The organism is Pedobacter africanus (assembly GCF_040548825.1).
GTDB lineage: Bacteria > Bacteroidota > Bacteroidia > Sphingobacteriales > Sphingobacteriaceae > Pedobacter > Pedobacter africanus_A.
In genome coordinates, this window is the sequence record NZ_JBEPSL010000002.1 from 351,254 (window position 1) to 377,938 (window position 26,685).

Annotated in this window: 41 protein-coding genes; 2 read left to right on the forward strand and 39 right to left on the reverse strand. The window is 41.2% G+C overall.

Translation table 11 applies throughout. The annotated features are described in order from the left end of the window. Window positions 1-26: 26 nt before the first annotated feature. The 33 genes from dnaK to ABIE26_RS11775 form a co-directional block, all read right to left on the reverse strand. Window positions 27-1,946, reverse strand: coding sequence for a molecular chaperone DnaK (gene dnaK, locus ABIE26_RS11615; protein WP_310142838.1), 1,920 nt, complete (start codon window positions 1,944-1,946; stop codon window positions 27-29). Between the two features lie 166 nt (window positions 1,947-2,112). Further along, the gene (locus tag ABIE26_RS11620; RefSeq protein WP_310142835.1) at window positions 2,113-3,330 is read right to left on the reverse strand and encodes a class I SAM-dependent methyltransferase; all 1,218 of its coding nucleotides are present in this window, start codon (window positions 3,328-3,330) and stop codon (window positions 2,113-2,115) included. Between the two features lie 118 nt (window positions 3,331-3,448). Next, window positions 3,449-3,979, reverse strand: a complete 531-nt coding sequence (gene rplQ, locus ABIE26_RS11625; RefSeq protein ID WP_310142833.1) for a 50S ribosomal protein L17 — start codon at window positions 3,977-3,979, stop codon at window positions 3,449-3,451. Window positions 3,980-4,069: 90 nt separating this feature from the next. Then, complete coding sequence (locus tag ABIE26_RS11630) at window positions 4,070-5,062, reverse strand: DNA-directed RNA polymerase subunit alpha (RefSeq protein WP_121269356.1); 993 nt, start codon at window positions 5,060-5,062, stop codon at window positions 4,070-4,072. A 77-nt stretch (window positions 5,063-5,139) separates the two neighbouring features. Further along, window positions 5,140-5,748 (reverse strand): 30S ribosomal protein S4, encoded by a 609-nt coding sequence (gene rpsD, locus ABIE26_RS11635; RefSeq protein WP_084237676.1) that lies wholly within the window; start codon window positions 5,746-5,748, stop codon window positions 5,140-5,142. Between the two features lie 65 nt (window positions 5,749-5,813). After that, on the reverse strand, window positions 5,814-6,203 hold the full coding sequence (rpsK, locus tag ABIE26_RS11640; RefSeq protein ID WP_012780795.1) for a 30S ribosomal protein S11: 390 nt from the start codon (window positions 6,201-6,203) through the stop codon (window positions 5,814-5,816). Window positions 6,204-6,224: 21 nt separating this feature from the next. After that, window positions 6,225-6,602, reverse strand: a complete 378-nt coding sequence (gene rpsM / locus ABIE26_RS11645; RefSeq protein ID WP_084237677.1) for a 30S ribosomal protein S13 — start codon at window positions 6,600-6,602, stop codon at window positions 6,225-6,227. A 113-nt stretch (window positions 6,603-6,715) separates the two neighbouring features. Next, window positions 6,716-6,832 carry a type B 50S ribosomal protein L36 gene (gene ykgO, locus ABIE26_RS11650; RefSeq protein ID WP_008244551.1) on the reverse strand — a complete coding sequence of 39 codons (117 nt, stop codon included), beginning with the start codon at window positions 6,830-6,832 and terminating at the stop codon, window positions 6,716-6,718. A 1-nt stretch (window position 6,833) separates the two neighbouring features. Further along, on the reverse strand, window positions 6,834-7,052 hold the full coding sequence (infA, locus tag ABIE26_RS11655) for a translation initiation factor IF-1 (protein WP_008244555.1): 219 nt from the start codon (window positions 7,050-7,052) through the stop codon (window positions 6,834-6,836). A 71-nt stretch (window positions 7,053-7,123) separates the two neighbouring features. Continuing rightward, window positions 7,124-7,909, reverse strand: coding sequence for a type I methionyl aminopeptidase (map, locus tag ABIE26_RS11660; protein WP_084237678.1), 786 nt, complete (start codon window positions 7,907-7,909; stop codon window positions 7,124-7,126). 7 nt (window positions 7,910-7,916) lie between these two features. Continuing rightward, window positions 7,917-9,254 (reverse strand): preprotein translocase subunit SecY, encoded by a 1,338-nt coding sequence (gene secY / locus ABIE26_RS11665; RefSeq protein WP_310142814.1) that lies wholly within the window; start codon window positions 9,252-9,254, stop codon window positions 7,917-7,919. Between the two features lie 3 nt (window positions 9,255-9,257). Continuing rightward, the gene (gene rplO / locus ABIE26_RS11670) at window positions 9,258-9,704 is read right to left on the reverse strand and encodes a 50S ribosomal protein L15 (protein ID WP_084239617.1); all 447 of its coding nucleotides are present in this window, start codon (window positions 9,702-9,704) and stop codon (window positions 9,258-9,260) included. A 115-nt stretch (window positions 9,705-9,819) separates the two neighbouring features. Further along, complete coding sequence (gene rpmD, locus ABIE26_RS11675) at window positions 9,820-9,999, reverse strand: 50S ribosomal protein L30 (protein WP_084237680.1); 180 nt, start codon at window positions 9,997-9,999, stop codon at window positions 9,820-9,822. Window positions 10,000-10,003: 4 nt separating this feature from the next. Continuing rightward, window positions 10,004-10,522: a 30S ribosomal protein S5 gene (rpsE, locus tag ABIE26_RS11680; RefSeq protein WP_084237681.1), complete on the reverse strand. Its 519-nt coding sequence runs from the start codon at window positions 10,520-10,522 to the stop codon at window positions 10,004-10,006. Window positions 10,523-10,540: 18 nt separating this feature from the next. Continuing rightward, window positions 10,541-10,894 (reverse strand): 50S ribosomal protein L18, encoded by a 354-nt coding sequence (gene rplR / locus ABIE26_RS11685; protein WP_084237682.1) that lies wholly within the window; start codon window positions 10,892-10,894, stop codon window positions 10,541-10,543. 5 nt (window positions 10,895-10,899) lie between these two features. Further along, complete coding sequence (gene rplF, locus ABIE26_RS11690) at window positions 10,900-11,457, reverse strand: 50S ribosomal protein L6 (protein ID WP_310142809.1); 558 nt, start codon at window positions 11,455-11,457, stop codon at window positions 10,900-10,902. 18 nt (window positions 11,458-11,475) lie between these two features. After that, window positions 11,476-11,874, reverse strand: a complete 399-nt coding sequence (gene rpsH, locus ABIE26_RS11695; protein WP_310142808.1) for a 30S ribosomal protein S8 — start codon at window positions 11,872-11,874, stop codon at window positions 11,476-11,478. Between the two features lie 112 nt (window positions 11,875-11,986). Further along, a complete protein-coding gene (gene rpsN / locus ABIE26_RS11700; RefSeq protein ID WP_084237685.1) occupies window positions 11,987-12,256 on the reverse strand; it encodes a 30S ribosomal protein S14 in 270 nt (89 codons plus the stop codon). Continuing rightward, the gene (gene rplE / locus ABIE26_RS11705) at window positions 12,256-12,822 is read right to left on the reverse strand and encodes a 50S ribosomal protein L5 (protein WP_084237686.1); all 567 of its coding nucleotides are present in this window, start codon (window positions 12,820-12,822) and stop codon (window positions 12,256-12,258) included. Before rplE ends, rpsN begins: the two co-directional genes overlap by 1 nt. After that, window positions 12,822-13,160 carry a 50S ribosomal protein L24 gene (gene rplX, locus ABIE26_RS11710; protein WP_310142802.1) on the reverse strand — a complete coding sequence of 113 codons (339 nt, stop codon included), beginning with the start codon at window positions 13,158-13,160 and terminating at the stop codon, window positions 12,822-12,824. Before rplX ends, rplE begins: the two co-directional genes overlap by 1 nt. Before the next feature lies 1 nt (window position 13,161). After that, window positions 13,162-13,530, reverse strand: a complete 369-nt coding sequence (gene rplN / locus ABIE26_RS11715) for a 50S ribosomal protein L14 (RefSeq protein WP_008244575.1) — start codon at window positions 13,528-13,530, stop codon at window positions 13,162-13,164. A gap of 1 nt (window position 13,531) precedes the next feature. Then, entirely contained in the window at window positions 13,532-13,786 is a 255-nt protein-coding gene (gene rpsQ / locus ABIE26_RS11720; protein ID WP_084237687.1) for a 30S ribosomal protein S17, read from the reverse strand. Window positions 13,787-13,799: 13 nt separating this feature from the next. Beyond that, entirely contained in the window at window positions 13,800-14,009 is a 210-nt protein-coding gene (rpmC, locus tag ABIE26_RS11725) for a 50S ribosomal protein L29 (RefSeq protein WP_310142788.1), read from the reverse strand. Window positions 14,010-14,081: 72 nt separating this feature from the next. Then, window positions 14,082-14,504: a 50S ribosomal protein L16 gene (rplP, locus tag ABIE26_RS11730; RefSeq protein ID WP_008244578.1), complete on the reverse strand. Its 423-nt coding sequence runs from the start codon at window positions 14,502-14,504 to the stop codon at window positions 14,082-14,084. Window positions 14,505-14,542: 38 nt separating this feature from the next. Then, window positions 14,543-15,397 carry a 30S ribosomal protein S3 gene (rpsC, locus tag ABIE26_RS11735; RefSeq protein WP_084237689.1) on the reverse strand — a complete coding sequence of 285 codons (855 nt, stop codon included), beginning with the start codon at window positions 15,395-15,397 and terminating at the stop codon, window positions 14,543-14,545. Between the two features lie 5 nt (window positions 15,398-15,402). Next, the gene (gene rplV, locus ABIE26_RS11740) at window positions 15,403-15,765 is read right to left on the reverse strand and encodes a 50S ribosomal protein L22 (RefSeq protein ID WP_084237690.1); all 363 of its coding nucleotides are present in this window, start codon (window positions 15,763-15,765) and stop codon (window positions 15,403-15,405) included. Window positions 15,766-15,772: 7 nt separating this feature from the next. Further along, on the reverse strand, window positions 15,773-16,039 hold the full coding sequence (gene rpsS, locus ABIE26_RS11745) for a 30S ribosomal protein S19 (protein ID WP_008244581.1): 267 nt from the start codon (window positions 16,037-16,039) through the stop codon (window positions 15,773-15,775). Beyond that, entirely contained in the window at window positions 16,039-16,863 is an 825-nt protein-coding gene (gene rplB, locus ABIE26_RS11750) for a 50S ribosomal protein L2 (RefSeq protein WP_084237691.1), read from the reverse strand. The genes rpsS and rplB overlap by 1 nt, the downstream gene beginning before the upstream one ends. Before the next feature lie 24 nt (window positions 16,864-16,887). Further along, window positions 16,888-17,178 (reverse strand): 50S ribosomal protein L23, encoded by a 291-nt coding sequence (gene rplW, locus ABIE26_RS11755; RefSeq protein WP_084237692.1) that lies wholly within the window; start codon window positions 17,176-17,178, stop codon window positions 16,888-16,890. A 1-nt stretch (window position 17,179) separates the two neighbouring features. Beyond that, window positions 17,180-17,809, reverse strand: a complete 630-nt coding sequence (gene rplD, locus ABIE26_RS11760; protein WP_310142765.1) for a 50S ribosomal protein L4 — start codon at window positions 17,807-17,809, stop codon at window positions 17,180-17,182. A gap of 4 nt (window positions 17,810-17,813) precedes the next feature. Next, window positions 17,814-18,431: a 50S ribosomal protein L3 gene (rplC, locus tag ABIE26_RS11765; RefSeq protein ID WP_310142763.1), complete on the reverse strand. Its 618-nt coding sequence runs from the start codon at window positions 18,429-18,431 to the stop codon at window positions 17,814-17,816. Window positions 18,432-18,612: 181 nt separating this feature from the next. Then, window positions 18,613-19,008, reverse strand: a complete 396-nt coding sequence (locus ABIE26_RS11770) for a DUF1634 domain-containing protein (RefSeq protein WP_310142762.1) — start codon at window positions 19,006-19,008, stop codon at window positions 18,613-18,615. After that, complete coding sequence (locus tag ABIE26_RS11775; RefSeq protein ID WP_310142761.1) at window positions 19,005-19,841, reverse strand: sulfite exporter TauE/SafE family protein; 837 nt, start codon at window positions 19,839-19,841, stop codon at window positions 19,005-19,007. Before ABIE26_RS11775 ends, ABIE26_RS11770 begins: the two co-directional genes overlap by 4 nt. Before the next feature lie 88 nt (window positions 19,842-19,929). On the opposite strand from ABIE26_RS11775, the gene ABIE26_RS11780 reads away from it, so the two are divergent. Further along, entirely contained in the window at window positions 19,930-20,535 is a 606-nt protein-coding gene (locus ABIE26_RS11780; RefSeq protein ID WP_310142759.1) for a hypothetical protein, read from the forward strand. A gap of 72 nt (window positions 20,536-20,607) precedes the next feature. Here ABIE26_RS11780 and rpsJ read toward each other — a convergent pair whose 3' ends face one another. The 6 genes from rpsJ to ABIE26_RS11810 form a co-directional block, all read right to left on the reverse strand. Beyond that, the gene (gene rpsJ / locus ABIE26_RS11785; protein ID WP_084237698.1) at window positions 20,608-20,913 is read right to left on the reverse strand and encodes a 30S ribosomal protein S10; all 306 of its coding nucleotides are present in this window, start codon (window positions 20,911-20,913) and stop codon (window positions 20,608-20,610) included. 65 nt (window positions 20,914-20,978) lie between these two features. Then, the gene (fusA, locus tag ABIE26_RS11790; RefSeq protein ID WP_310142755.1) at window positions 20,979-23,093 is read right to left on the reverse strand and encodes an elongation factor G; all 2,115 of its coding nucleotides are present in this window, start codon (window positions 23,091-23,093) and stop codon (window positions 20,979-20,981) included. 17 nt (window positions 23,094-23,110) lie between these two features. Further along, on the reverse strand, window positions 23,111-23,578 hold the full coding sequence (gene rpsG, locus ABIE26_RS11795) for a 30S ribosomal protein S7 (protein ID WP_084237700.1): 468 nt from the start codon (window positions 23,576-23,578) through the stop codon (window positions 23,111-23,113). A gap of 16 nt (window positions 23,579-23,594) precedes the next feature. Then, window positions 23,595-24,008, reverse strand: a complete 414-nt coding sequence (gene rpsL / locus ABIE26_RS11800) for a 30S ribosomal protein S12 (RefSeq protein ID WP_010599925.1) — start codon at window positions 24,006-24,008, stop codon at window positions 23,595-23,597. Window positions 24,009-24,141: 133 nt separating this feature from the next. Further along, window positions 24,142-25,269, reverse strand: a complete 1,128-nt coding sequence (locus ABIE26_RS11805) for an acyloxyacyl hydrolase (protein ID WP_354375679.1) — start codon at window positions 25,267-25,269, stop codon at window positions 24,142-24,144. Between the two features lie 24 nt (window positions 25,270-25,293). After that, window positions 25,294-25,515, reverse strand: a complete 222-nt coding sequence (locus ABIE26_RS11810; RefSeq protein ID WP_310142733.1) for a VF530 family protein — start codon at window positions 25,513-25,515, stop codon at window positions 25,294-25,296. 104 nt (window positions 25,516-25,619) lie between these two features. Between ABIE26_RS11810 and ABIE26_RS11815 the strand changes: the two genes are divergently transcribed. Further along, window positions 25,620-26,255: a hypothetical protein gene (locus ABIE26_RS11815; protein ID WP_310142732.1), complete on the forward strand. Its 636-nt coding sequence runs from the start codon at window positions 25,620-25,622 to the stop codon at window positions 26,253-26,255. Window positions 26,256-26,685: the final 430 nt, after the last annotated feature.

Consider the following 26,685-nt stretch of genomic DNA (forward strand, 5'->3'; position numbering starts at 1 on the left):
GCCTTTTACTTGAACAAGCTTACCGATTATTTTTTGTCGTCTTTTACTTCTTCAAAATCTACGTCAGTAACGTTATCGCCGCTGTCAGCAGCTTGTCCGCCTGCCTGTGCATCAGCACCAGCTTCCGGCTGGGCAGCGCCATCCTGACCGGCTTTATACATCTCTTCAGAAGCTGCATTCCATGCGTTCTGCAATGCCTCTTGCGCCGAATCGATATCAGCAAAGTTTCTCGCTGCATGCGCATCTTTAAGTTTTTTCAAGCTTTCTTCAATAGGCGCTTTTTTATCCGCAGAAAGTTTATCGCCAAACTCTTTCAATTGTTTCTCTGTCGAGAAAATTAAAGCGTCTGCACTGTTGATTTTTTCTGCTTCTTCTTTAGCGGCTTTGTCAGCATCAGCATTCTTTTCAGCTTCTTCTTTCATCCTTTTGATCTCTTCGTCAGTTAAGCCTGAAGAAGCTTCGATACGGATTTTTTGCTCCTTACCTGTAGCCTTATCTTTTGCACTTACGTGTAAGATACCGTTTGCATCAATATCAAATGCAACCTCGATCTGAGGAACCCCACGTGGAGCCGGTGGAATACCATCCAGAATAAAACGGCCTATTGTACGGTTCTGGGCCGCCATAGGACGCTCACCCTGCAAAATATGGATCTCTACCGAAGGCTGGTTATCAGCAGCCGTAGAGAAAGTCTCTGCTTTTTTAGAAGGGATGGTAGTATTGGCTTCAATTAATTTAGTCATTACACCGCCCATCGTCTCAATACCCAAAGAAAGTGGGGTAACATCCAGCAGCAACACATCCTTAACTTCACCGGTTAACACACCACCCTGAATTGCAGCGCCGATAGCTACAACCTCATCCGGGTTAACACCTTTAGAAGGTTCTTTACCAAAGAAAGCTTTAACTGCATCCTGGATAGCAGGAATACGTGTAGAACCACCTACCAGGATGATCTCATCAATGTCACTTGTTTTCAAACCTGCATTTTTCAAGGCCGATTTACAAGGATCGATTGTACGTTTGATCAGGTCTCCTGCCAGTTGCTCAAATTTTGCACGGGTTAATGTTCTTACCAGGTGTTTTGGACCTGTAGCATCAGCAGTGATATAAGGAAGATTGATCTCCGTAGAAGTAGTGCTCGAAAGTTCAATTTTTGCTTTCTCTGCTGCTTCTTTTAAACGTTGCAGGGCCATAGGATCCTGGTGAAGGTCCATACCGTTCTCTGCTTTAAATTCCTCAGCCAGCCATTCGATAATTACGTGGTCAAAATCGTCACCACCTAAGTGCGTATCACCATCTGTAGATTTAACTTCAAATACACCGTCACCCAACTCCAGTACAGAAACGTCATGCGTACCACCACCGCAGTCAAACACAACAATTTTCATGTCTTTATGTGCTTTATCCAGACCATAAGCCAAAGCTGCTGCAGTAGGCTCATTGATGATACGTTTAACATTTAAACCTGCAATCTCCCCAGCTTCTTTGGTTGCCTGGCGCTGCGCATCGTTAAAATAAGCCGGAACGGTAATAACCGCTTCAGTTACTTCCTGTCCTAAGAAATCCTCGGCTGTTTTTTTCATCTTTTGCAAGATCATTGCCGAAATTTCCTGAGGGGTATATTTACGGTCGTCAATTTCCACACGTGGTGTATTGTTGTCGCCTTTTACAACTTTATATGGCACACGGCCTGCTTCTTTTGTAACCTCAGCAAAGCTGCTGCCCATAAAGCGCTTAATTGAATAAATTGTTTTTGTTGGATTGGTGATTGCCTGGCGTTTGGCCGGCTCACCCACCTTACGCTCGCCATTCTCTGCAAAAGCAACAATGGATGGCGTAGTACGTTTACCCTCACTGTTGGCTATAACTACAGGTTCGTTACCTTCCATTACGGCTACGCAAGAGTTTGTTGTTCCTAAGTCTATACCAATAATTTTTGACATGCTATTTATCTCTGTTTATGTTATGAAATCTTTTTATTTTATTATCTGTTTAACAAGCAATGTGCCAATTGGTTTTTGGCAGAAAATATTCCATGCAGAGAATAATTAATGAATTTTATGGCGGAAAGCCATTACAAAAATGTGACAGTATGACAGAATCCGGCCATTAAAGCTCAGCATCGAGCCCCGCCAGTCTTTCCAGGTGATGGTAGCCAATCCCAAAATACGCCTTCGATTCAGCGATCTTTTGCCGGATCTCAGCCTTCCTCGATTCCTCTGCCCTACCGGAAGCCGCCTCCGCCTTTATCCTGATGCCCACAACCAATACGTTTTTAGGGGTATGTACATCCGAAATGAATTCAAATGCCCTGGTCTTATATCCAAAATACTCCAGCACCAAAGCCCTGATCCCATCTGTAACCATTTCCGCCTGGCGCTCCATAAAAATTCCATACCGTGTTAAAAATGACAGCTCGTTTTTAACTTTGTTTTTTTCCATTTCCCTTCTGATCTGTTTATGGCAGCAGGGTGCCACCACAATCAATTGGGCCCCGGCCTGTATCCCCTTATAAATGGCATCATCAGTGGCCGTATCACAGGCATGCAAGGCAATGAGCAGGTCTATTGCCCCAACAGTATAATCTGCTATCGTTCCCTGTACAAAATCCAGCTGATCAAATCCTGAACGCAGCGCAACTCCATTACACAAAGCGACCAGATCTTCCCGGTATTCCACGCCTGTTACCTTCGTATCCAGCTTTAGTACATGGTGCAGGTAGTCATATAATGCAAAAGTCAGATAGCCCTTACCCGATCCCATATCGGCAACCTTATTTATTCTCCCCTCAGGCAATTCTTTGATCAGGGAACTCAGGATCTCTATGTATTGATTGATCTGGCGGTATTTATCCTGCGCATTTTTAAACACATTGCCTTCCGCATCACTTATCTTCAGTTCTTGTAAATAGGTCTTCCCAGACGGTTGAATAATGCGTTTCTTTTCCTTATTATGCGTCAATACCGGCTGTACCGTATGGCTTAGCGTTCTTTCCCTGATAGAGAGCAGTTGTTTCTTGTTATATTCTACAATGACTTCCCCTTCAGTCGTAAACAAAGTACAAATCTTAAAGCCGCTGCCAATGAACTCCCCGATTAATGCGGTTCCCTCGTCAAGCGGAAAATTTTTAATGATGTCCCTTGTTTTGTAGCGGTAGGTAAAAGAAAGCATCTCCGCCCTTTTGATCATTACCCTCCGCGCATAAACATTTTTCAATCCGGTTTCAGCCCCCTGATAATTGCCAAGAGAAATTTTAAGGAACCTGTTCGATACAATGCTTTCCGATAGCCTGGTTAAGAAACCCGGAATAATGAGTTGATTGGACATGATACTAAATTACGGTGCAAAGATAACCTTTTCTTTATGGAATCATTCAGCGCAGGCTTTTAAACAAAAAGCCCTGATCAAAATTGACCAGGGCTTTCTTATAAGCATAAGGGAATAATTATTCGCCTTTATCTTCTGCTTTTTCTTCCGTTGCCGGAGCCTCTTCTTTCGCAGGGGCTTCTTCTGCAACAACTTCAGCTTTCGCAGCAGGTGCCTCAGCTTTTTTAGTTTTGCTTCTTCCGCGACGAGTTGTTTTTTTCTCAGCAGAAGCAGCTTCTTTACCATAAACCTCGTTGTAATCAACCAGCTCGATCAGTGCCATTTCAGCATTATCTCCCAAACGATTGTTCAACTTAATGATCCTGGTATAACCACCCGGACGGTTAGCTACTTTTGCGGCAACATCACGGAACAATTCAGTAACAGTTTCTTTATCTTGCAAATAACCAAATACTATACGACGTGAATGCGTAGTATCGCTCTTAGATTTTGTGATGATTGGCTCAACATACATGCGCAAAGCTTTAGCTTTTGCTAATGTAGTAGAGATTCTTTTGTGTTTAATCAACGACGAAGCCATGTTAGCCAGCATCGCTTTACGATGTGAATCTGTTCTTCCTAAGTGATTTACCTTTTTACCGTGTCTCATTTTTTAATTTATTCAGTGTATACCGTCTCTTTGATTCTATCCGAGGGAATTATACACTATTAACAATATGTTATTTACTTTTTATGCTTGTTATTCTTCGTCCAGTTTAAACTTAGACAAGTTCATGCCGAATGACAGGCTCTTAGATTTAACAAGTTCCTGAATCTCTGTTAAAGATTTTTTACCGAAGTTCCTGAATTTTAACATATCAGCAACATCATAAGAAACCAGATCAGCAAGGGTACGGATATCAGCTGCTTTTAAGCAGTTCAATGCACGAACCGAAAGATCCAGGTCTACCAATTCAGTTTTTAAAATCTTACGCATGTGCAGGATTTCCTCGTCAACCTCTTTGGTTTCTTCTTTAGCCTGAGATTCCAATACCAGGTTCTCATCAGAGAACAGCATGAAGTGCTGGATCAGAATTTTCGCAGCTTCTTTCAATGCCTCTTCCGGATGGATTGAACCATCAGTAGAGATGTCTAATATTAATTTCTCATAATCTGTTTTCTGCTCAACACGATAGTTTTCAATCGTGTATTTTACATTTTTCATTGGGGTAAAGATCGAATCGATTGCAATTACACCAACAACAGCATCATTGATTTTATTTTCTTCTGCAGGTACATAACCACGTCCTTTATTAATGGTCAATTCCACTTCTAAAGTAACGGATTTCTCCATGTTACAAATAACGAAATCAGGGTTAAGCACCTCAAAGTTGTTCGAAAACTTAGTAATATCGCCGGCAACAAATTGTTCCTGGCCATTTACCAAAATAAAAACTTTCTCTGAGTCACCAGCATCTCCTGTCTTTTTAAAACGTACTTGTTTTAAGTTAAGAATGATTTCTGTTAAATCTTCTACAACACCTTTTATGGTAGAAAACTCATGAGATACGCCTGAAAAACGAATACTTGTAATGGCATAACCTTCTAAAGAAGAAAGCAATATTCTTCTCAAGGCATTACCAATTGTTACACCGAAACCGGGCTCTAAAGGACGGAACTCAAATGTACCATCGAAATCAGTTGATTTCTGCATGATTACTTTATCGGGTTTCTGAAATGCTAAAATTGCCATTTATAATGTTTTTAGATCGTTATTAAAATTATGCAACGTAAAAAAGTTAATTGCCCGCAGGCAATTAACTAAATATATTACTTAGAGTATAACTCTACTATAAGGTTTTCTTTGATATTTTCTGGTATCTCGTCGCGATTAGGATAAGCTAAAAACTTACCTGACAACTCACTTGCATTCCAGTCTAACCAATTGAATTTATTGATTACCCTACCGGCTACTGAATTGGTGATAGCCTCTAAAGTTTTTGATTTCTCACGCACAGCGATCACATCGCCTGCTTTCAATTGATAAGATGGGATATTTACTACTTCACCGTTAACTGTTACGTGTTTATGGCTAACTAACTGGCGTGCAGCTGAACGTGTAGTAGCAATACCTAATCTGTAAACTGTGTTATCTAAACGAGCTTCTAATAATTGTAATAAGTTATCACCTGTAATACCTTCACGTGAAGACGCTTTGGTAAATAAGTTACGGAACTGACGCTCTAATACGCCATAAGTATATTTAACTTTTTGTTTTTCCATTAACTGTACTGCGTACTCAGACTGTTTCCCTCTTCTTTTAGAAACACCATGCTGCCCAGGAGGGTAGTTTTTTCTGTCTAGTACTTTATCAGGGCCAAAAATTGGCTCTCTGAATTTACGGGCGATTTTGGACTTTGGTCCTGTATATCTTGCCATTGCTTTTCGTTTTAAAGTATCATACAACCTTACGCTGCAGACTCTTAGCTTTAAAAATTAATAAATTAAACTCTTCTCTTCTTAGGAGGACGACATCCATTGTGTGGAAGCGGGGTAATATCTTTGATCGAGGTTACTTCGATTCCTGAAACCTGCAGTGTTCTGATTGCAGACTCACGACCGGAACCCGGACCTTTAACAAAAACGTCTACTTTACGTAGTCCCAGATCAAATGCTACTTTACCGCAATCTGATGCAGCCTGACCAGCTGCATAAGGCGTGTTCTTTTTAGAACCTTTGAAGCCCATTTTACCTGCAGAAGACCATGAAATAGTTTGACCATTGTTGTTTGTTAAGGTAACAATGATATTGTTAAAAGTAGCATTGATGTGCGCCTGACCTACAGGCTCGATCACAACAATACGCTTTTTGGTAACTTTTTTACTCTTAGCCATAATTATTATTCAGTACTAATTTTATTTAGTAGCTTTTTTCTTGTTTGCAACTGTTTTTCTCTTGCCTTTACGTGTACGAGAGTTGTTCTTAGTACGCTGACCACGTACCGGCAAACCTTTTCTGTGACGTAAACCACGGTAGCAACCGATATCCATCAAACGCTTAATGTTCAATTGAACTTCTGAACGTAAAGCACCTTCAACTTTTATTCCGTCGTTGATAATGGTACGAATTGCCGATAACTCATCATCAGACCAATCCTGTACTTTCTTGTTAAAATCGATACCTGCTTCCGTCAATATACGTTGTGCAGTTGCTCTCCCTACTCCGAAGATGTAGGTTAAACCGATCTCACCTCTCTTGTTTCTTGGTAAATCTATACCTGATATCCTTGCCATATTTGTATTTAGCGATTTTTGATTTACGATCTTTGGATTTACGATTTACGTTTAAACAGCACCGCTATTCAATTACGTAACCTTCATTCGTAAACCTAAAATCTAAAATTTAATTAACCTTGACGTTGCTTAAATTTAGGGTTCTTCTTGTTGATAACGTAAAGCTTACCTTTACGACGAATAACCTTGCAATCCGCACTACGTTTTTTAATTGATGACCTAACTTTCATTTTATTTGTATCTATAAGTAATCCTGCCCTTTGATAAATCGTAAGGCGACATCTCTAATTTGACTTTGTCCCCTGGTAAAATTTTGATATAATGCATCCTCATTTTTCCAGAGATATGCGCAATAATCTCATGACCATTTTCCAGTTCAACCCGAAACATAGCATTCGATAATGCTTCTCTTATTACACCGTCTTGTTCAATTGAGGCTTGTTTAGCCATATAATATTGATTTTTACTTAATTAGCTGCTATTAAACAGGGATGCAAAATTAAATAAAAAAATTTAATTATTTACTTTTTTTCTTTTAAAACTTCTTCAATGAATGAAAAGGTTGATAAAACATCTGCATTACCCTTTTTTACTGCAACAGTGTGTTCAAAATGTGCTGATGGCTTGTTATCCTTGCTGGTAACTGTCCAGCCATCAGACCAAAATTTAACGCCTGCCGTCCCCGCATTGATCATTGGCTCTATCGCAATCACCATTCCCTCCTCAAGCTTAATTCCACTCCCCCGCTTGCCATAATTTGGCACCTCAGGTTTCTCGTGCAATTTAACACCTACACCATGACCAACCAGCTCCCTCACTACTCCAAATCCATTCGCCTCTGCATAAGCCTGTACAGCAAAACCCACATCACCAATTCTCGAACCAACAACGGCCTTTTCTATCGCCAGTCTTAAACACTCCTGTGTAACTTCTACCAGTTTTTTGCGTTCCGCGTCTATCTCTCCAATTGAAAAGGTATAGGCAGAATCCCCAAAAAAATCATTTTTAATTACACCGCAATCTACCGAGATCAAATCCCCCTCCTGAATTACATATTCCCCCGGAAATCCATGAACAACCTGCTCATTCGGGGAAATACATAAAGAATAAGGGAATCCATTATAATTTAAAAAGGCCGGAATTGCACCGTGATCCCTTATAAATGTTTCAGCCAGATCATTTAACTTCTTTGTCGTTATTCCGGGACCAATCACTTTAGCTACTTCCGCCAAGGTTTTTGATACGAGCAAAGAACTTTCCCTGATCAGCTCTATCTCTTCCTGAGATTTATAATAGATTTTAGACATTTGTTAACTAAATCACTGCATTACTACCACTCGCAGCAGGAATTCCTGTACGACCGGTAACTCTACCTGTCTTCATCAATCCGTCGTAATGACGCATCAATAAATAACTCTCGATCTGTTGTAAAGTATCTAAAACCACACCTACCAGAATCAACAGCGATGTACCGCCATAGAAATGTGCGAACTCCGATTTGATTCCAAACTTAACTGCAACAGAAGGCAAAATAGCAATGATTGCTAAAAAGACTGCACCAGGGAAAGTGATCTTGGAAATCACATCATCAATAAATGAGGACGTAGATAATCCAGGTTTAATTCCCGGTATAAATCCACCATTCTTTTTCATGTCGTCCGACATCTGGGTCGGGTTAACAGTAATAGCAGTATAAAAGAAAGTAAATGCGATAATTAAAAATGCGAACGTTAAGCTGTAAGCCAGTGAAGTATAATCACTGAACTGTATCAGCCAGGTGTTTTGCAGCGATGGGAAAAACCCGGTTAAAGTGGCCGGGATAAACATCAATGCCTGGGCAAAGATGATCGGCATCACTCCGGCAGCATTAACCTTTAAAGGAATATACTGTCTTACACCACCAAACTGCCTGTTGCCTACAATTCTTTTTGCATACTGAACCGGCACTTTACGAACCCCCTGCACAATCATAATGGTAAACATTACAACAGCAAACAGGGCCACAATCTCAATAATAAGTGCAATTAATCCACCACCATCACCCACTACTCTTGAACTTACTTCCTGAGATAACGCAACCGGTAAACGGGCAATGATACCAACCATAATGATCAGTGAAATACCGTTTCCAATACCTTTGTCAGTTATCTTCTCACCAAGCCACATTACAAATAACGTTCCTGCTGCCAAAACAAACGTGGCAACAACAAAGAACAATGTATGATCTATGATGATCGCCTCAGCTGGAACCTGTGTTTTAACATAACCTATCGCCTGAACAGCGGTAATGGCTACAGTTAAATAGCGGGTAATCTGGTTGAGCTTTTTCCTGCCGCTTTCTCCCTCCTTCTGCATTTTCTGAAAAGAAGGAACGGCAATACCCAATAGCTGAACTACAATAGAGGCAGAAATATAAGGCATGACACCCAAGGCAAGGATAGACACCCTTGAAAAGGATCCTCCGGCAAACATATCCAGTAGACCTAAAATGCCAGACTTTGTATTATCGCCTAAAAGTGTTGCATCAACACCTGGCAACACCACGTGCGATACAAACCTATAAACCAAAAGAATTACGAGCGTAAAAACGATACGCTCTTTCAATTCCTGAATTTTCCAAATATTACTTAAAGTAGTAAACAGCTTCTTCATTAATTACAATTTTTCGATTGAGCCTCCAACAGCCTCAATAGCTTTTTGTGCGCTTGCAGAAAAAGCATGTGCTTTAACTTCTATCTTAGATTTAACTTCACCGCGACCTAAAATTTTAACCAAATCATTTTTAGATGCCAGGCCATGTTGTTGCAGAGCAGCGAAATCTATAGTTGTTAAGTTAAATTTTTCAGCCAGACCTTGTAATACGTCCAGGTTTACACCTACGTATTCCACACGGTTAATAGGTTTGAAACCTACCTTAGGTACGCGGCGTTGTAATGGCATCTGACCACCTTCGAATCCAACCTTAGTCGAATGTCCTGAACGTGATCCTGCACCTTTGTGTCCACGGGTGGAAGTACCACCACGACCTGAACCGGTACCACGACCAATTCTTTTACTGTTTTTAGTAGAACCTGCTGCAGGTTTTAAATTACTTAAGTTCATTTCTTGAAACTTATTGTGTTGCCCTTCGCTTTCACTAATCAGGGACAACGGTTAAACAATATACAAAGGTTGCAAATGTAATTATATTAACTACATTTACAACCTTTAAAAAAATTTATATACTTTCTATTGCTACTAAGTGATTCACTTTTCTTACCATTCCGATAATGGCAGCAGTAGCTTCAACCTCTACGCTTTGGTTCATTTTAGTTAAACCTAAAGCCTGCATGGTCCTTTTCTGGCGCTCGCTTCTGTCGATAACGCTTTTTATCTGGGTTATTTTGATCTTAGCCATGATGTTATCCGTTAAAAACTTTATTTAAATCAACACCACGCTGCTGCGCTACAGTATAAGCATCACGCATTTTAGTCAATGCGTCTACAGTTGCTTTTACCACGTTGTGAGGATTTGATGAACCTTTTGATTTTGCCAGTACGTTATGTACACCGGCACTCTCTAATACAGCACGCATCGCACCACCAGCAATAACACCGGTACCAACTGCAGCAGGTTTGATCAAAACAAAACCTCCTGAAAATTTACCGATCTGCTCGTGAGGTACAGTGCCATTCAGCAAAGGAACCTTTACCAGGTTCTTTTTGGCATCATCAACGCCCTTGGCAATTGCTTCTGTTACCTCTTTCGCTTTACCCAATCCGTAACCTACGATTCCGTTCTCATCTCCAACAACTACGATTGCTGAGAAGCTGAAAGTACGACCACCCTTGGTTACTTTGGCTACGCGTTGTATGCTAACTAAACGATCTTTTAATTCGATCTCGCTAGTCTTAACTCTTTTTATATTGATAGTTGACATCCTTATCTAATTTTCAGATTAAAATTCTAAACCAGCTTCACGGGCACCTTCAGCCAGCGACTTAACGCGGCCGTGGTACAAATAGCCATTTCTATCGAAAACTACTTGCTTGATACCTGCTGCTATTGCCTTTTCAGCTACTAATTTACCAACTGCTACTGATTGCTCAGATTTGTTGCCGGTACCTGAAAAATCTTTAGATAAAGATGAAGCTGATACAATTGTACTACCGGTTACATCGTTAATGATTTGAGCATAAATCCCTTTATTGCTTCTATAAACCGATAAACGTGGACGGCTTTCAGAACCTGTTAATCTTTTTCTGATTCCTTTTTTTATACGATCTCTACGAGATAATTTTTTCCCTGCCATGATGATTATTTTTTAGAAGCTGATTTACCTGCTTTTCTTCTTAACACTTCGCCTACAAACTTGATACCTTTACCTTTATATGGCTCTGGTGCACGTAACGAACGGATCTTCGCTGCTACCTGTCCTATCAATTGTTTGTCAATGCTCTCTAAAATGATTTTAGGAGTCTGACCTTTTTCTGAGGTTGTAGTTACCTTAATCTCTTCCGGTAATTGGAAAACATAGTGGTGAGAATAACCTAAAACCAGGTCCAAAGTATTTCCCTGATTAGTGGCACGGTAACCCACACCTACCAATTCCTGTTCTACTTTATAACCTTGTGTTACACCAACAACCATATTATAGATCAAAGCGCGGTATAAACCATGTAATGCTTTGTGTCTTTTTTGTTCTGAGGGACGTTGTACAGTTAATACGCCGTCTTCCTGACTTACAGTGATATCTGTATCTACTGCTTGAGTTAATTCTCCTTTAGGTCCTTTAACAGTTACTACGTTATCTTTTGATACAGTAACAGTTACTCCTGCAGGTACATTAATTGGGGCTTTTCCTACTCTTGACATTTTGCTATCCTCCTTTAATTAATAAACGTGACACAAAACTTCGCCACCAATGTTTAGTTTGGCAGCCTCTTTATCAGTCATAACACCCTTGGATGTAGATAAAATTGCAATACCTAAACCGTTTAATACTCTCGGCATATTCTCTACACCGGCATATTGCCTTAAACCTGGTTTACTGATACGGGTTAACGTACGGATTGCAGGGATCTTAGTAATAGCATTGTATTTTAAAGCTATTTTAATAACGCCCTGAGTTGTAGTATCCTCAAATTTGTAATTGGCAATGTAACCTTTGTCAAAAAGTACTTTAGTGATTTCCTTTTTAAGGTTCGACGCAGGAATCTCTACAATTCTGTGATTTGCCTTGATGGCATTTCTTACCCTTGTAAGATAATCTGCTATTGGATCTGTATTCATCTTTTATATAATTGTGATAGTGGTTTCCTTCCCGACCCATTCGGGACGACCTTCCATCGGTTAATTCTTGTTGTTGGTTTAAGGCGATTACCTTAAACGCATGCAAGCTGTATTACCAGCTTGCTTTTCTTACTCCAGGGATTTTACCTGCTAAAGCCATATCACGGAACAATACCCTTGATATACCGAAAGTACGCATATAACCACGTGGACGACCAGTTAACTTGCAACGGTTGTGCAAACGTACAGCCGATGAGTTTTTTGGTAACTTGTCTAATCCTGCGTAATCACCTGCAGCTTTAAGTTCTGCACGTTTCTCAGCATACTTAGCAACCAGCTTCTGGCGCTTAATTTCGCGAGCTTTTACACCTTCTTTTGCCATTATTGCTCTGTTTTTTGATTTTTAAATGGTAACCCAAATTGTTTTAAAAGTTCCAATGCTTCAACATCAGTAGTAGCACTTGTTACAAAGGTAATATCCATACCTAAAATCTTGTTGATTTTATCAATGTTGATCTCAGGGAAGATGATCTGCTCAGTTACACCTAAAGTGTAATTACCTTTTCCATCAAAACCTTTATCATTGATACCTTTGAAATCACGGATACGTGGCAAAGCTACGGAAATTAAACGATCTAAAAACTCATACATGTTGTTGTCACGTAAAGTTACACGTACACCTACCGGCATACCTTTACGTAATTTAAAGTTTGAGATATCTTTTTTAGATTTTGCTCCTACTGCCTGCTGTCCTGAAATTGTGGTCATCTCCAAAATAGAGCTGTCCATAATTTTCTTGTCAGTCACAGAAAAACGGCCAACACCCTGGTTGATTGCAATTTTCTCTAACTTAGGAACCTGCATAACGCTCTTGTAATTGAACTTCTCTTTAAGCGCAGTTACAATTTCCTCTTTATATTTACTTTTTAATCTTGGTACGTAAGCCATTATTTGATCTCCTCTCCTGATTTTTTAGATACCCTAACTAATTTCCCATCAGCATTAAGCTTTCTGCCAACGCGCGTAGTTTTACCTGTCTTAGGATCGATCAGCGCCACGTTAGAAATATGAAGAGCAGCCTCTTTTTTAATGATACCACCATTTGGGGTAGCAGCATTTGGTTTTGTATGTTTTGATACCAGGTTAACACCTTCTACAAGTACTCTGCTCTGTGCAATCAATACTGAAAGTACAGTTCCCTGCTGACCTTTTGAATCTCCGGCTATAACCTTAACTAAATCGCCTTTACGGATTTTTATCTTTGGTGTAGTTACTTTATTTTTCATTTTATAATACCTCCGGTGCTAATGATACAATTTTCATGAATTGTTTTTCACGCAGTTCTCTTGCTACCGGGCCAAAGATACGTGTACCACGTGGCTCATCTTGTGCATTTAATAATACTGCTGCATTGTCGTCGAAACGGATGTAAGAACCATCTTTACGTCTGATCTCTTTCTTTGTCCTTACCACAACTGCTTTAGAAACTGTTCCTTTCTTGATGTTTCCTGAAGGCAATGCACTTTTAACGGTAACAACGATCTTGTCACCGATAGAAGCATAACGCTTTCCGGTACCACCAAGTACACGGATAACCAATACTTCTTTTGCGCCGCTATTGTCGGCTACGTTTAATCTTGATTCCTGTTGTACCATGTTATTTAGCCCTTTCTAAAATTTGCACTAATCTCCAGTTCTTGTTCTTACTCAGCGGACGAGTCTCCATGATCAGTACTGTATCACCAATACCGCAATCGTTTTTCTCGTCATGAGCCATAAATTTGGTAGTTTTCTTAACAAACTTACCATAGATCGGGTGTTTCACTTTACGTTCTACCGCTACCACAATAGATTTATCCATCTTATTGCTTACCACCAACCCGGTTCTTGTTTTTCTTAATTGTCTTTCCATTTCGACTCTAAAGTTATTTAGTTTCAGTAGCAGACTGAGCTTTACGCTTAGTCACTTCAGTATTTAATCGGGCAATATTTCTCCTAACCTTCTTGATGCGGCTTGGGTTCTCTATAGCCGAAATTGTATGCGCAAACTTTAACTTTACTAAGTTCTCTGTCTCTTCTGCAATCCTGGCTACTAGCTCTTCTTGTGAAAGCCCTGTAATTTCTGAGTTCTTCATTTTATTAATTTTTATATTGTGGGTCCAGCGGTTATAATAACAAGTTACTTACAACATTCAACCCATCCTTTTTTATGCCTCTACGTAATCTCTACGTACTACAAATTTTGTCTGGATCGGTAATTTCTGAGCTGCTAAACGCATTGCTTCTTTGGCAATCTCCAAAGGCACACCTTCAGCTTCAAAAATAATACGTCCGGGTCTAACAACGGCTACCCAATACTCAGGGGCACCTTTACCTTTACCCATACGTACCTCAGCAGGCTTCTTAGTTACCGGTTTGTCCGGGAATATTCTAATCCATACCTGACCTTCACGTTTCATGAAACGAGTTACCGCGATACGGGCTGCCTCTATCTGGCGACTGGTGATCCAGGTCGACTCTAGAGATTTGATCCCGAAAGATCCGAATGACAATTCAGCACCACGAGTTGCTAAACCTTTCATTCTGCCCTTTTGCATCTTTCTGAACTTCGTTCTTTTTGGCTGTAACATTTTATTCTAATATTATCGTTAAACGATCTGTTAACTAATTATTTACGAGGACCTCTGTTTTGAGAATTTCCACCTCTATTATCTCTTCCTGCACCAGGGCCGCCTTGACCAGGGCCTCTTCCGCCACGATTTCCTCCACGGTTATCGTTTCTTCTGTCGCCACCGCCACGGTTGTCTCTGTCTCTTCCACCACCGAAAGCACCTTCTGGTCTGCCACCTTTGCCCGGAGCATTGCCCGTTGAGCCGATGTTAGGAGAAAGATCACGTTTACCGTAAACTTCACCTTTACAGATCCATACTTTAACACCTATTTTACCATAAGTAGTCAAAGCTTCTGCCAATGCATAGTCAATGTCTGCACGGAAAGTATGCAAAGGAATTCTTCCTTCTTTATACTGTTCGCTACGAGCCATCTCAGCACCACCTAAACGACCAGAAGTCATAATTTTGATACCTTCAGCGCCCATACGCATAGTTGATGCGATAGTAGATTTCATTGCCCTACGGAATGAGATCCTTGCTTCTAATTGTTTTGCAACACCTTCTGCTACCAGTTGTGCATCAAGCTCAGGACGTTTGATCTCAAAAATGTTGATCTGAATTTCCTTTTTAGTCAATTTTTTCAACTCTTCCTTGATCTTGTCAACTTCCTGTCCTGCTTTACCGATCACAATACCCGGACGGGCAGTGTGGATCGTAACAGTGATACGTTTTAACGTACGCTCAATTACCACTTTAGCTACGCCGCCTTTAGCGATACGTGCAGAAAGGTATTTTCTTATTTTTTCGTCCTCAACTAATTTATCAGCATAGTTGTTGCCACCGAACCAGTTAGAATCCCAACCTTTGATGATTCCTAACCTGTTACCTATTGGATGTGCTTTTTGTCCCATTTCTGTTAATTAGTTTGAGTTTCAACGTTTTTACTATCTACTACCAAAGTTACATGGTTTGAACGCTTACGTATTCTGTAACCACGTCCTTGAGGAGCTGGTCTTAATCTTTTTAACTGACGACCACCGCCTACCATTATCGTTTTCACGTATAACTGGTTTTCTTCAGGGCGAGAACCTTCATTTTTAGTCTCCCAGTTTTTGATAGCCGACAATAATAGTTTCTCAACTCTTACTGCTGCGTCTTTATTGGTAAACTTTAAAATATGTAAAGCTTTCTCCACACGCTCACCTCTGATAAGATCTACAACCAAACGCATTTTACGTGGTGAGGTTGGACAATTGTTTAATTTCGCTACTGCTTCCATCTCTTAATTATTTTTTCTTTTCAGAGTGTCCCCTAAATGTTCTGGTTGGAGCAAACTCTCCCAGTTTATGACCAACCATGTTTTCTGTTACGTATACCGGTATAAATTTATTACCGTTATGTACTGCAAATGTATGACCCACAAAATCTGGTGAGATCATTGATCTGCGAGACCAAGTTTTAATTACAGACTTCTTGCCTGAATCATTCATAGAGACTACTTTCTTCTCTACGTTATGGTCAATATAAGGTCCTTTTTTAATCGAACGAGCCATTATTTCTTCCTTTTCTCTATGATGAAACGATTTGAGTATTTTTTAAGTTGACGGGTTTTATAGCCTTTGGCATATACACCGTTTCTTGAACGAGGCTGACCTCCTGATGAGCGGCCCTCACCACCACCCATTGGGTGATCTACAGGGTTCATCGCTACCGGACGTGTTCTCGGACGACGGCCCAGCCAACGGCTGCGACCAGCTTTACCTAATACTTCATTTGCATGATCTGAATTGGAAACAGCTCCTATCGTAGCCAGACAAGTGATCAGGATCAACCTGGTTTCGCCTGAAGGCATTTTCAATGTTGCATATTTACCATCGCGTGCAGCCAATTGTGCATAAGCACCGGCGCTACGTGCCAGCTGAGCACCACGACCCGGATGAATCTCCACGTTGTGGATGATAGATCCCAAAGGAATATTGCTCAATTTCAAAGTATTACCCACTTCTGGAGTTGCAGTATCACCCGACACTACCTTTTGCCCAACTTGCAATCCTTCCGGTGCAATAATATAACGCTTCTCGCCATCAGCATAGTTTAACAATGCGATGCGTGCAGTACGGTTTGGATCGTACTCAACAGTAGCTACTGTTGCAGGAATATCAAACTTATCACGTTTAAAATCAATTAAACGGTAAGATTTTTTGTGGCCACCACCCATATAGCGCATGGTCATCTTTCCTGTATTGTTACGTCCTCCCGATTTCTTAGAAGATACAACCAATGATTTTTCGGGCTTGGTTGCTGTAATCTCCGTAAAGCTGGCACCAACTCTAAAGCGGGTTCCCGGAGTAACTGGTTTAAATTTTCTTAAGCCCATAGTTTATAAATAATTCAATTCTTATTAAATATTCGAGTAATAATCAATTGTTTCTCCTGCTGCCAGGGTTACAATCGCTTTCTTGTATTTCGGGCTACGTCCCGTAACTAATCCACCTTTGGTGTTTCTGGACTTAACTTTACCACTTACAACCAATGTATTGACAGCTAAAACGCTTACGCCGTACATTTTCTCAATGGCTTGTTTAATCTGCAACTTGTTTGCTTTGTGTTCTACTTTAAAAGTAAAGCGGTTAGACTTTTCTGTTAATGCAGAAGCTTTCTCTGTTAATATTGGTTTCTTTAAAAATTCCATATTACTTGGCAAATGCCTCCTCCAGTGTTTTAACAGAATCCGCAGTTAACAAAAGTTTGCCGCAGTTCAATACATCATAAGTATTTAACTGATCTGCAGTGATTACTTTCGCTTTCTGAATGTTTCTGCTTGATAAATAGATATTGTTATTTTGTGAAGGTAAAACCAACAATGTCTTTTCGTTAGTCAGGTTTAATGCACTAACCAGATTGATGTAGTTTTTAGTTTTGATCGTATCAAAAGTAAAATCCTCCAGAACAACTACATTGTTGTCTTTTGCTTTGTATGATAAAGCCGACTTACGCGCCAGTGACTTCAGCTTCTTGTTCAGTTTAAAACTGTAATCACGAGGCTGAGGACCAAATACACGACCACCACCGTTAAACAATGGAGATTTTATACTTCCTGCACGGGCACCACCTGTACCTTTTTGTTTGTATAATTTACGGGTCGAACCAGCAATCTCATTACGTTGCTTAGATTTGTGCGTTCCCTGACGTTGATTCGCCAGATATTGCTTTACATCTAAATAAATTGCGTGGTCTACAGGCGTAATGCCAAATACCGACTCAGGAAGCTGCACCTTGGCACCTGTCTCTTTTCCTGAAATGTTTAATACTTTAACTTCCATCTGCTTACTTATCTAAGATTACGTAAGAACCCTTAGCTCCTGGTATGGAACCACTAACTACAACCAGATTTTGATCAGCATAAACTTTCAAAACCTGTAAGTTCTGAATCTTTACCCTGTCGCCACCCATTCTACCCGCCATACGCATACCTTTAAATACGCGAGAAGGATACGAAGCAGCACCCAACGAACCTGGAGCACGCATCCTGTTGTGCTGTCCGTGAGTCTGTCCGCCAACACCGCCGAAACCATGACGTTTTACAACACCCTGGAATCCTTTACCTTTTGAAGTACCAACTACATCCACGAAATCACCTTCGTTAAAAATGTTAACCGTTACGGTATCACCTAAGTTAAGTGACTCTTCAAACGGCTCAAATTCAACCAGTTTACGTTTTGGGGTAGTCTTTGCTTTTGCAAAGTGGCCTTTAAGGGGCATGGTGGTGTTCTTTTCTTTAGCTTCGTCGAAACCTAACTGAACTGAAACGTAACCGTCTTTCTCTGCGGTCTTTACCTGTGTTACAACACAAGGTCCAGCTTCGATCACCGTACATGGTATATTCTTACCGTCGGCGTCGAAAATGCTGGTCATTCCTACTTTTTTTCCAATAATACCTGACATTTTCTTTTTTTAATTTAACACCCATCGAAGCAGTAGGGCTTCGTTCAAGGTGGATACACTCCCCGTTAAGGGACGGCAAAAATAGGAAAGAAATCTTAATTTTCAAATAGTTAGCTAATTATTTTTTCAAATAAATACTAAAAATTTGTTTTGACCGGACAGCATGCAGTTAAAGCAAGTTTTAGCCCACCAGCTTATCGCTTAAACTATACAGAATAATGCATAAAACAAATAAACCGATCAGAACATACAGGTAATCCCGCTCTATAAGGAAGCTGAAAACGGAAAAAACAACCCTTGCAATCGGTGTAAAAATCAACAATACCGTACCAAACTGTATAATTGCGGCCCCGTCCATCGTCTTTAAACCATGAAGAATTGAGGCAATAGACGATAAGCCCGACTTTCCCGCATCAAAATTACTGTAGTCCACACTTGCGTTATGGTTAAAAAACAAATAGATGAAACCACCGACAAGCACAACGCTCATCGCTGCAATGACCCCAACACGCAGCAAGGTACCCAGGATCACCTGGATGTCTTTATCTGCAAAGAAATTTTTGTCCCCTTTACTCATAACTTACCCGATAAGCCATTATAAATCATTTGAAGCGCCAGAAAAGTAACCACAACCGCAAATACAACTTTCAGTTTGTCTGTCTTCGTTTTTACCAGGATCTTGGAACCAATAGTAGCCCCCAACAGTACGCCCACAGTAACCGGCATGGCAATTCCCGGATCAATCTGCCCCCGGTGCAGGTAAACAATTGCACTTGCTGCAGCAGTTACCCCCATCATAAAATTGCTGGTCGTGGTGGATACCTTAAAAGGAATGCGCATGATGTTGTCCATCGCAATGACCTTCAGCGCACCGGAACCAATTCCCAGTAAACCCGAGATGATCCCGGCGATGAACATCATAAAAAAACCACCGGCTACATTATGGACAGCATATTTTTTGACTACACCGTCCACCGGATAGGAACCGTTCAGCTTAAAAAACACCGCCAGCTTCCCCGAGGTATCGTTATCTGAGCGGTCCACCTTCTTCCTCACCATCATGGCAGCAGAGAACAAAAGGATCAGTCCGAAAATAACAGCAATATAACTCGGATTGATATAAACAGTAACCACAGCACCAATAATGGCACTGATGGTCGTGGCAATCTCCAGGAACATGCCTATACGGATATTGGTAATCCCCTCCTTCACGTAGGCAGCCGCAGATCCAGAGGATGTCGCAATTACAGAGATAATAGAAGCACCTATAGCGTAATGTATGTCAACCCCCAATGCCAGTGTCAGCAGCGGAATAATGATCACTCCGCCCCCTAAGCCGGTGAGCGACCCAACCAGTCCGGCTAAAAAAGCTCCAGCCAAAACTATAATTGTAAATAGTAATACCGACATTGCTACAAATATACTATCTGCAGACTGAACACAATAAAATTAAAATATCATTGTTAAATTAGACATAAACCAATATCCTTATTTGAAGATGAAAAAAATTCTATTCCCAATTATTTCGGCTTTCATACTTAGCTTCAACGCTCAGGGCCAGTCAGTACCAGATACCACCAAGGCCGATCCAAGCCTCAGAGGCCAATACCAGCTCATGCTTTCAAAGTCAAAAACCTTAAACGGTTACAAACTGGTAAACCCGAACAGAATGAGCGCCTTCTGGCAAAACGTGAGGGACACGCTGACTACAGACCGCCGTCAACTGGCCAACGCCACAAAAAAGATCAGGGAACAGGAACAAAGTATTATAGAGCTTAAAACCCAGATCAGTGGTAAAGAAAGCACGCTAGCCAGTACAAATGCTAAAGTAAACGAGATCAGTGTATTGGGCATATCCTTTACCAAATCTACCTATAATACCATCGTATGGAGCCTCATTATCGGACTGGCTGCAGCACTTGCCGTTGTTATTCTGCGGTCGGCAAAACATATCCATGAAGCCCGGTACCGCAGTAGTTTATATGAAGAGATCTCCCAGGAATACCAGAACTATAAGACCAAGGCAAACGACAAAGAGAAAAAACTTGCCCGCGAGCTTCAGGACGAACGTAATAAACTGGATGAGCTAAGGAGCAAAAGATAAAGCTTCGGAAGCCGGCAATAAAAAAGCCTTTCTGAAAATTCAGAAAGGCTTTTTCTTTAACTGTCAATATAGTTAAACTTTGATTTCCACTTCAACACCGCTAGGTAGTTCAAGTTTCATTAAAGCATCAACTGTTTTTGAGTTAGAGCTATAAATGTCTAACAAACGTTTGTAAGCACACAATTGAAACTGTTCACGTGCTTTTTTGTTCACGTGCGGTGAACGCAACACAGTGAAAACTTTCTTTTCTGTAGGCAACGGAATCGGTCCGCTAACCACTGCACCCGTAGGTTTAACCGTTTTTACGATTTTCTCTGCAGATTTATCTACCAGATTATAATCGTAAGATTTTAATTTGATTCTGATTCTTTGGCTCATGTTATTTTTGAATTAAAGCTGCCGGTTAGAGCTATTAATAACCGGCAGCCAGTTTATTTTAAAAATTAATCTAAAGATTTAACTTTTCCTTTTGATTTTGCAATCACCTCTTCCTGAACGTTTCTAGGAGCTGGCTCGTAGTGATCAAACTCCATAGTAGAAGTTGCACGGCCTGAAGTAATGGTACGCAACTGGGTTACATAACCAAACATCTCCGAAAGTGGAACTAAGGCTTTGATTACCTGGGCACCATTACGTGTGTCCATACCTTGCAGCTGTCCACGACGACGGTTTAAGTCACCCATTACATCACCCATGTTCTCTTCCGGGGTAAGCACTTCAATTTTCATGATCGGCTCCATCAATACAGGCTTACATTTAGGTAAAGCCTCACGGAAAGCAGAACGTGCTGCGATCTCAAAAGATAAAGCATCCGAATCGACTGCGTGGAATGAACCATCAATCAAACGAACTTTCATATCAGGAAGCGGATAACCTGCAACAACACCATTAGACATGGCTGCAGCAAAACCTTTCTCAACTGAAGGGATAAACTCACGAGGAATTGAACCACCTACAATCTCGTTAACGAATTGTAATCCGCCTTTTTCGTAATCAGCATCAATCGGAGAAATGATCACCTGGATATCAGCAAACTTACCACGACCACCAGTTTGTTTTTTGTAGGTTTCACGGTGCTGTGTAGTACCTGTAATTGCCTCTTTGTAAGCAACCTGAGGAGCTCCCTGGTTTACTTCTACTTTAAACTCACGTTTCAAACGGTCAATCAGGATGTCTAAGTGAAGCTCACCCATACCTGAAATTACAGTCTGACCTGTTTCTTCGTCTGTCTGAACTTTAAATGTAGGATCCTCTTCAGCCAGTTTACCTAAAGCGATACCTAATTTATCCACGTCAGCCTGAGTTTTAGGCTCAATAGCCAAACCGATAACCGGATCAGGGAAGTTCATAGATTCAAGGATGATCGGATTCTTCTCATCACAAAGGGTATCCCCTGTTTTGATGTCTTTAAATCCTACAACCGCAGCAATATCACCGGCACCTACGTTAGGGATCGGGTTTTGCTTGTTGGCGTGCATCTGGAAGATACGTGAAATACGCTCTTTGTTTTCAGAACGTGCATTGTATACATATGAACCAGCTTCCAGGTTACCTGAATAAACACGGATAAAGCACAAACGACCAACGAAAGGATCGGTTGCAATTTTAAATGCAAGTGCCGAGAAAGGCTCAGTTACATCCGGTTTACGCACTACTTCTTCTCCTGTGTTCGGGTTGGTACCAGTGATACCTTCCACATCCATTGGCGAAGGAAGCAATTCCATTACCAGGTCAAGCATGGTTTGAACACCTTTGTTTTTGAAAGATGAACCGCAAACCATAGGAACGATCTTAGCGTCCAAAGTAGCTTTACGCAATGCATCAAGGATTTCACGCTCAGTGATGGAGTTAGGATCGTCAAAGAATTTCTCCATTAACGACTCATCATAGTCAGCCACTGCTTCCAGTAAGTTCTCTCTCCACTGTGCAACTTCATCCAGCATATCATCAGGAATCGGAACTTCAGTAAAGGTCATACCTTTATCGTGCTCATTCCAAACAATACCACGGTTGTTGATCAGGTCAACCACACCTTTGAAGCTATCTTCAGCACCGATCGGCAATTGCAATGGAACAGCGTGACTGCCCAACATGTCTTTAACCTGTTTAACAACTTTTAAGAAATCAGCTCCTGAACGGTCCATTTTGTTTACGAAACCGATACGTGGAACTGCGTAGTTGTTAGCTAAACGCCAGTTTGTTTCAGATTGAGGCTCAACACCATCAACAGCTGAAAACAAAAACACCAATCCGTCCAATACACGTAACGAGCGGTTTACCTCTACGGTAAAATCCACGTGTCCCGGAGTATCAATAACGTTTACCTGGTATTTATTACCGCGGTATGGCCAGAAAACGGTAGTAGCAGCAGAGGTGATGGTTATTCCGCGTTCCGCTTCCTGTACCATCCAGTCCATTGTAGATGCACCTTCGTGTACCTCACCAATTTTATGGTTTACACCTGCGTAATAAAGAATACGCTCAGTAGTTGTAGTTTTACCAGCATCAATGTGCGCAGCAATACCAATATTTCTTGTAAATTTTAAATCTCTTGACATTTTATGATTCTATATGATTAGAAACGGAAATGAGAGAACGCTTTATTGGCCTCAGCCATTTTATGCGTATCTTCTTTTTTCTTAACCGCTGCACCTTCACCTTTAGCTGCTGAAACGATTTCACCTGCTAATTTCTCTTTCATTGTTTTTTCACCACGTTTACGAGCATATGAAATTAACCATTTCATACCCAATGCAATCTTACGGTCAGGTCTTACCTCGGTAGGAACCTGGAAGTTTGCACCACCTACACGGCGTGATTTTACCTCAACAGCTGGCATTACGTTGGCTAAAGCACGTTTCCATACTTCCAAACCGTTTTCACCTGCTTTTTTCTCAGCAAGTTCAACAGCATCGTAAAAAATAGAATAAGCGATAGATTTTTTTCCATCAAACATCATATTGTTTACAAACCTTGTTACCTGAACGTCGTTAAATTTTGGATCAGGAAGGATAATTCTCTTTTTTGGTTTTGACTTTCTCATTTTTCTTTCCTCCTAATTATTTCTTTTTACCTTTTGCAGGAGCTGCTGCTGCTTGTCCTGGTTTAGGGCGTTTAGTACCATATTTCGAACGACGTTGGTTACGACCCGCAACACCTGAAGTATCCAGTGCGCCACGAATGATGTGATAACGTACACCTGGTAAATCTTTAACACGACCACCACGGATCAATACGATCGAGTGCTCCTGTAAGTTGTGACCTTCTCCAGGGATGTAAGCATTAACCTCTTTACCATTGGTTAAACGTACACGCGCTACTTTACGCATTGCTGAGTTTGGTTTTTTAGGGGTAGTGGTATATACACGTGTACATACACCTCTTCGCTGTGGACAGCTGTCCAACGCCGGAGACTTACTCTTGAACTCCAGTGCTACTCTACCTTTTCTAACTAATTGTTGAATGGTTGGCATTGTTCCTTTTTTACTTTTTTATTTATGTTTAAAAACTATACCCCTCAATAAGGGACTGCAAAGGTAAGACAATACATTTTATAAATCAAGGGGTTAACAGAAAATTAATCCCTTAAAGACCAACAGCCTAAAGCTAAGGCGTAAAAATAAAGCCAAAGCCTACAAAATCGGCTTCTGTTTCGTGTATATATATTTTAGCCTGCACAGCTGCCCAGTCCAGCACATTGTACTTCAGTCCTGGTGTCCAATAGGTCTTGATGTTCATTAAACTGTTATAATGCATGTAATAGCCATATTTCACACTCATGGCCATTCGCCCCATCCATAAATCCGGGCCCACCGCCAAACCTACCCTCCACCTGTCAAACGAACTGGCTTTAGACTGATAGGTTTCCGTATTTCTTAAGGGGTCGTAAATGGTATGGTAATATACCGCATCCAGCCCCGCGCCAAAACCCAGCACACTATTCAGACGGTAATTGTAACCCGCATATAAACCTGTTTTGTATAGGCCGTCTTTACTCCTGTAAACGCCGCGGCGCCCTATGTTCACACCAATATCTATGCTGTGTTTCTTATAATCCATCGGCTTTCTCCAGGAAGAAGTATCCGCCGCGGATTTTGTTTTTAAAGATTGTATCAATCCCAGGCTAACGCTGCTGATGTTCATCCCGTTATTGGGCACCCGTGTACCCCCATTGGAGAAATGCAGAATATCCAGTCCGGCCGACAAGCGCGTAGCCGGCCCGATTTTGGTCGCCAGCTTCAGGGCAATCCGCGAAGAAAAGTTAAGGTGACTGCCCACCAGCACGTTCTCATTCGTAAACCAGGTTTCGCCCAGATAGCCCATTCCCAGGCCCGGGGTAACAAAAAGTTCCGTATTTTTACCCTTCAGCAACGAAAAATTAAGTGCAGCAATCAGCGCATAGGAATCACCAAACCTATCCGGACGCGGATCCGATTCCATCACAATGTTACTCATCTTCTTGTAATTAAATACCAGGTCCAGGCTCTTCAGGTTCAGCATTTTCATCCATGGTCTTGGATTGGCAGTAGTGCTCATGTGATAAATGAGTTCGCCCCCATATGCGGTACCGCTTAATTTGTGCTGCGCGGTAAATACCCCTAAAGATACCTGCGGGGCAAACTCTATGCTGTTCCGCGTATCCTGCACTTCCTGCGCATGCAGGTTAGCGGCGGCAAATGATAAACTCAAAAGGAAAAGAAAGGAATAAAATTTAACTGGCTTTGGGATGCTCATTGTAAGTTCGCTTGTTCAATCGTTTTAGTGAAATGTATTCAGGTATAACCTTTCCACCTTTTTACGTGCCCAATCGGTCTTTCGCAAAAACTTCAGGCTCGAGTTCATGGTCGGGTTATTGTTGAAACAGGCAATGCGTACCAGCTGTCCCAATTCCTCCCAGCCATAGTGCCATACCAGCTGCTTCAATATAAACTCCAGTGTTTTGCCATGGAGCGGATTATTTGCCTGTTCTTTTTCTGCCATAGCGCAAAAATAATAAGAATAACTAGATTTGCATACCGGCCCCATCAATTCCGGCAATACACACCATCACCCGCGCTATGGCAGCGCATAAAACATTAAAGCATATGAATTTAAAACTAGGCGATTTTGTTCGTTTCGTAGACGAGAACATCGAAGGATATATCACCCGCATTATCGACAAAGACACCATCGGCGTAACCGATTCCAATGATTTTGAAATCCCCGTTCTGGCCTCCAAAGTAACATTGGTGCATGGCGACATGCCCGGTGAAGAGCTCATCCCTTCCAAATCTCAGGTCACAGTACCGGAAGCAGAATTTAAAAAGGATGGAATTTACCTGGCCCTGGTGACCGACCAGCACAGCAGCTCCGTAGCCCATTTCCACCTGGTTAATGAAAGCTCCTATCAATTGCTGGCTGCTTTTACAACAGCAAAACAGGATACCTTCAAAGGAGAGTTTGCGGGCACCGTTGACCCAAATACCACAAAAAGGATTTATTCTGCCCAACTGGGCGACATACAGATCTGGCCTGAATTCAGGTTGGAAATACTGAGCAGTACCAAGGCAAACGTTGAACCCAAATCGCCCATTATTTTTCACAGGAGCATCAAAGGCAAAGACCTTTCTGTAGCCAAAGAAGAAATTGCCCTGCTCAAACAGAAAGGCTGGCTGATCCGGCTGGATGAAACTGAGGTGGTTGTTGACCTGGAGAAACTGAAAGAAAAGTTTCAAAAGTAATAACGTCAAAAATAACCGTTCTCTTCCTGCGCTGAATTTTTAAGGCGCTTTCAGCGCATAAAAATAAGGCGCATCAGAGAAGGTAATTTTTGGGTTAAGCAGGGTGGCCAAGCAGGGGGTTAGGCAATGGGGTCATCCTGCAGCTGCAGTAATGTTCCTCCAATATTACACTTTTGCTACTTCGCTCTCCAGGCGAAGCAGGGCCAGTGTTAATTCGGACTTCGTTCGGTATTTACCGAACCAACACCCTACAGGATACGGCCCAACACTGAAGCATCTATAGTGTATAATACCAGTATCTTATATGGATATAGCATTACAGGGTAAAATAAAACACGGACAAGACCGACCTTCCTTTTTTGGCTTCACACAAAAATTACCTTCTCTGAAGAGGCCTAGTGTCTTTTTAGTTTTTTCATTAGAAAAAACT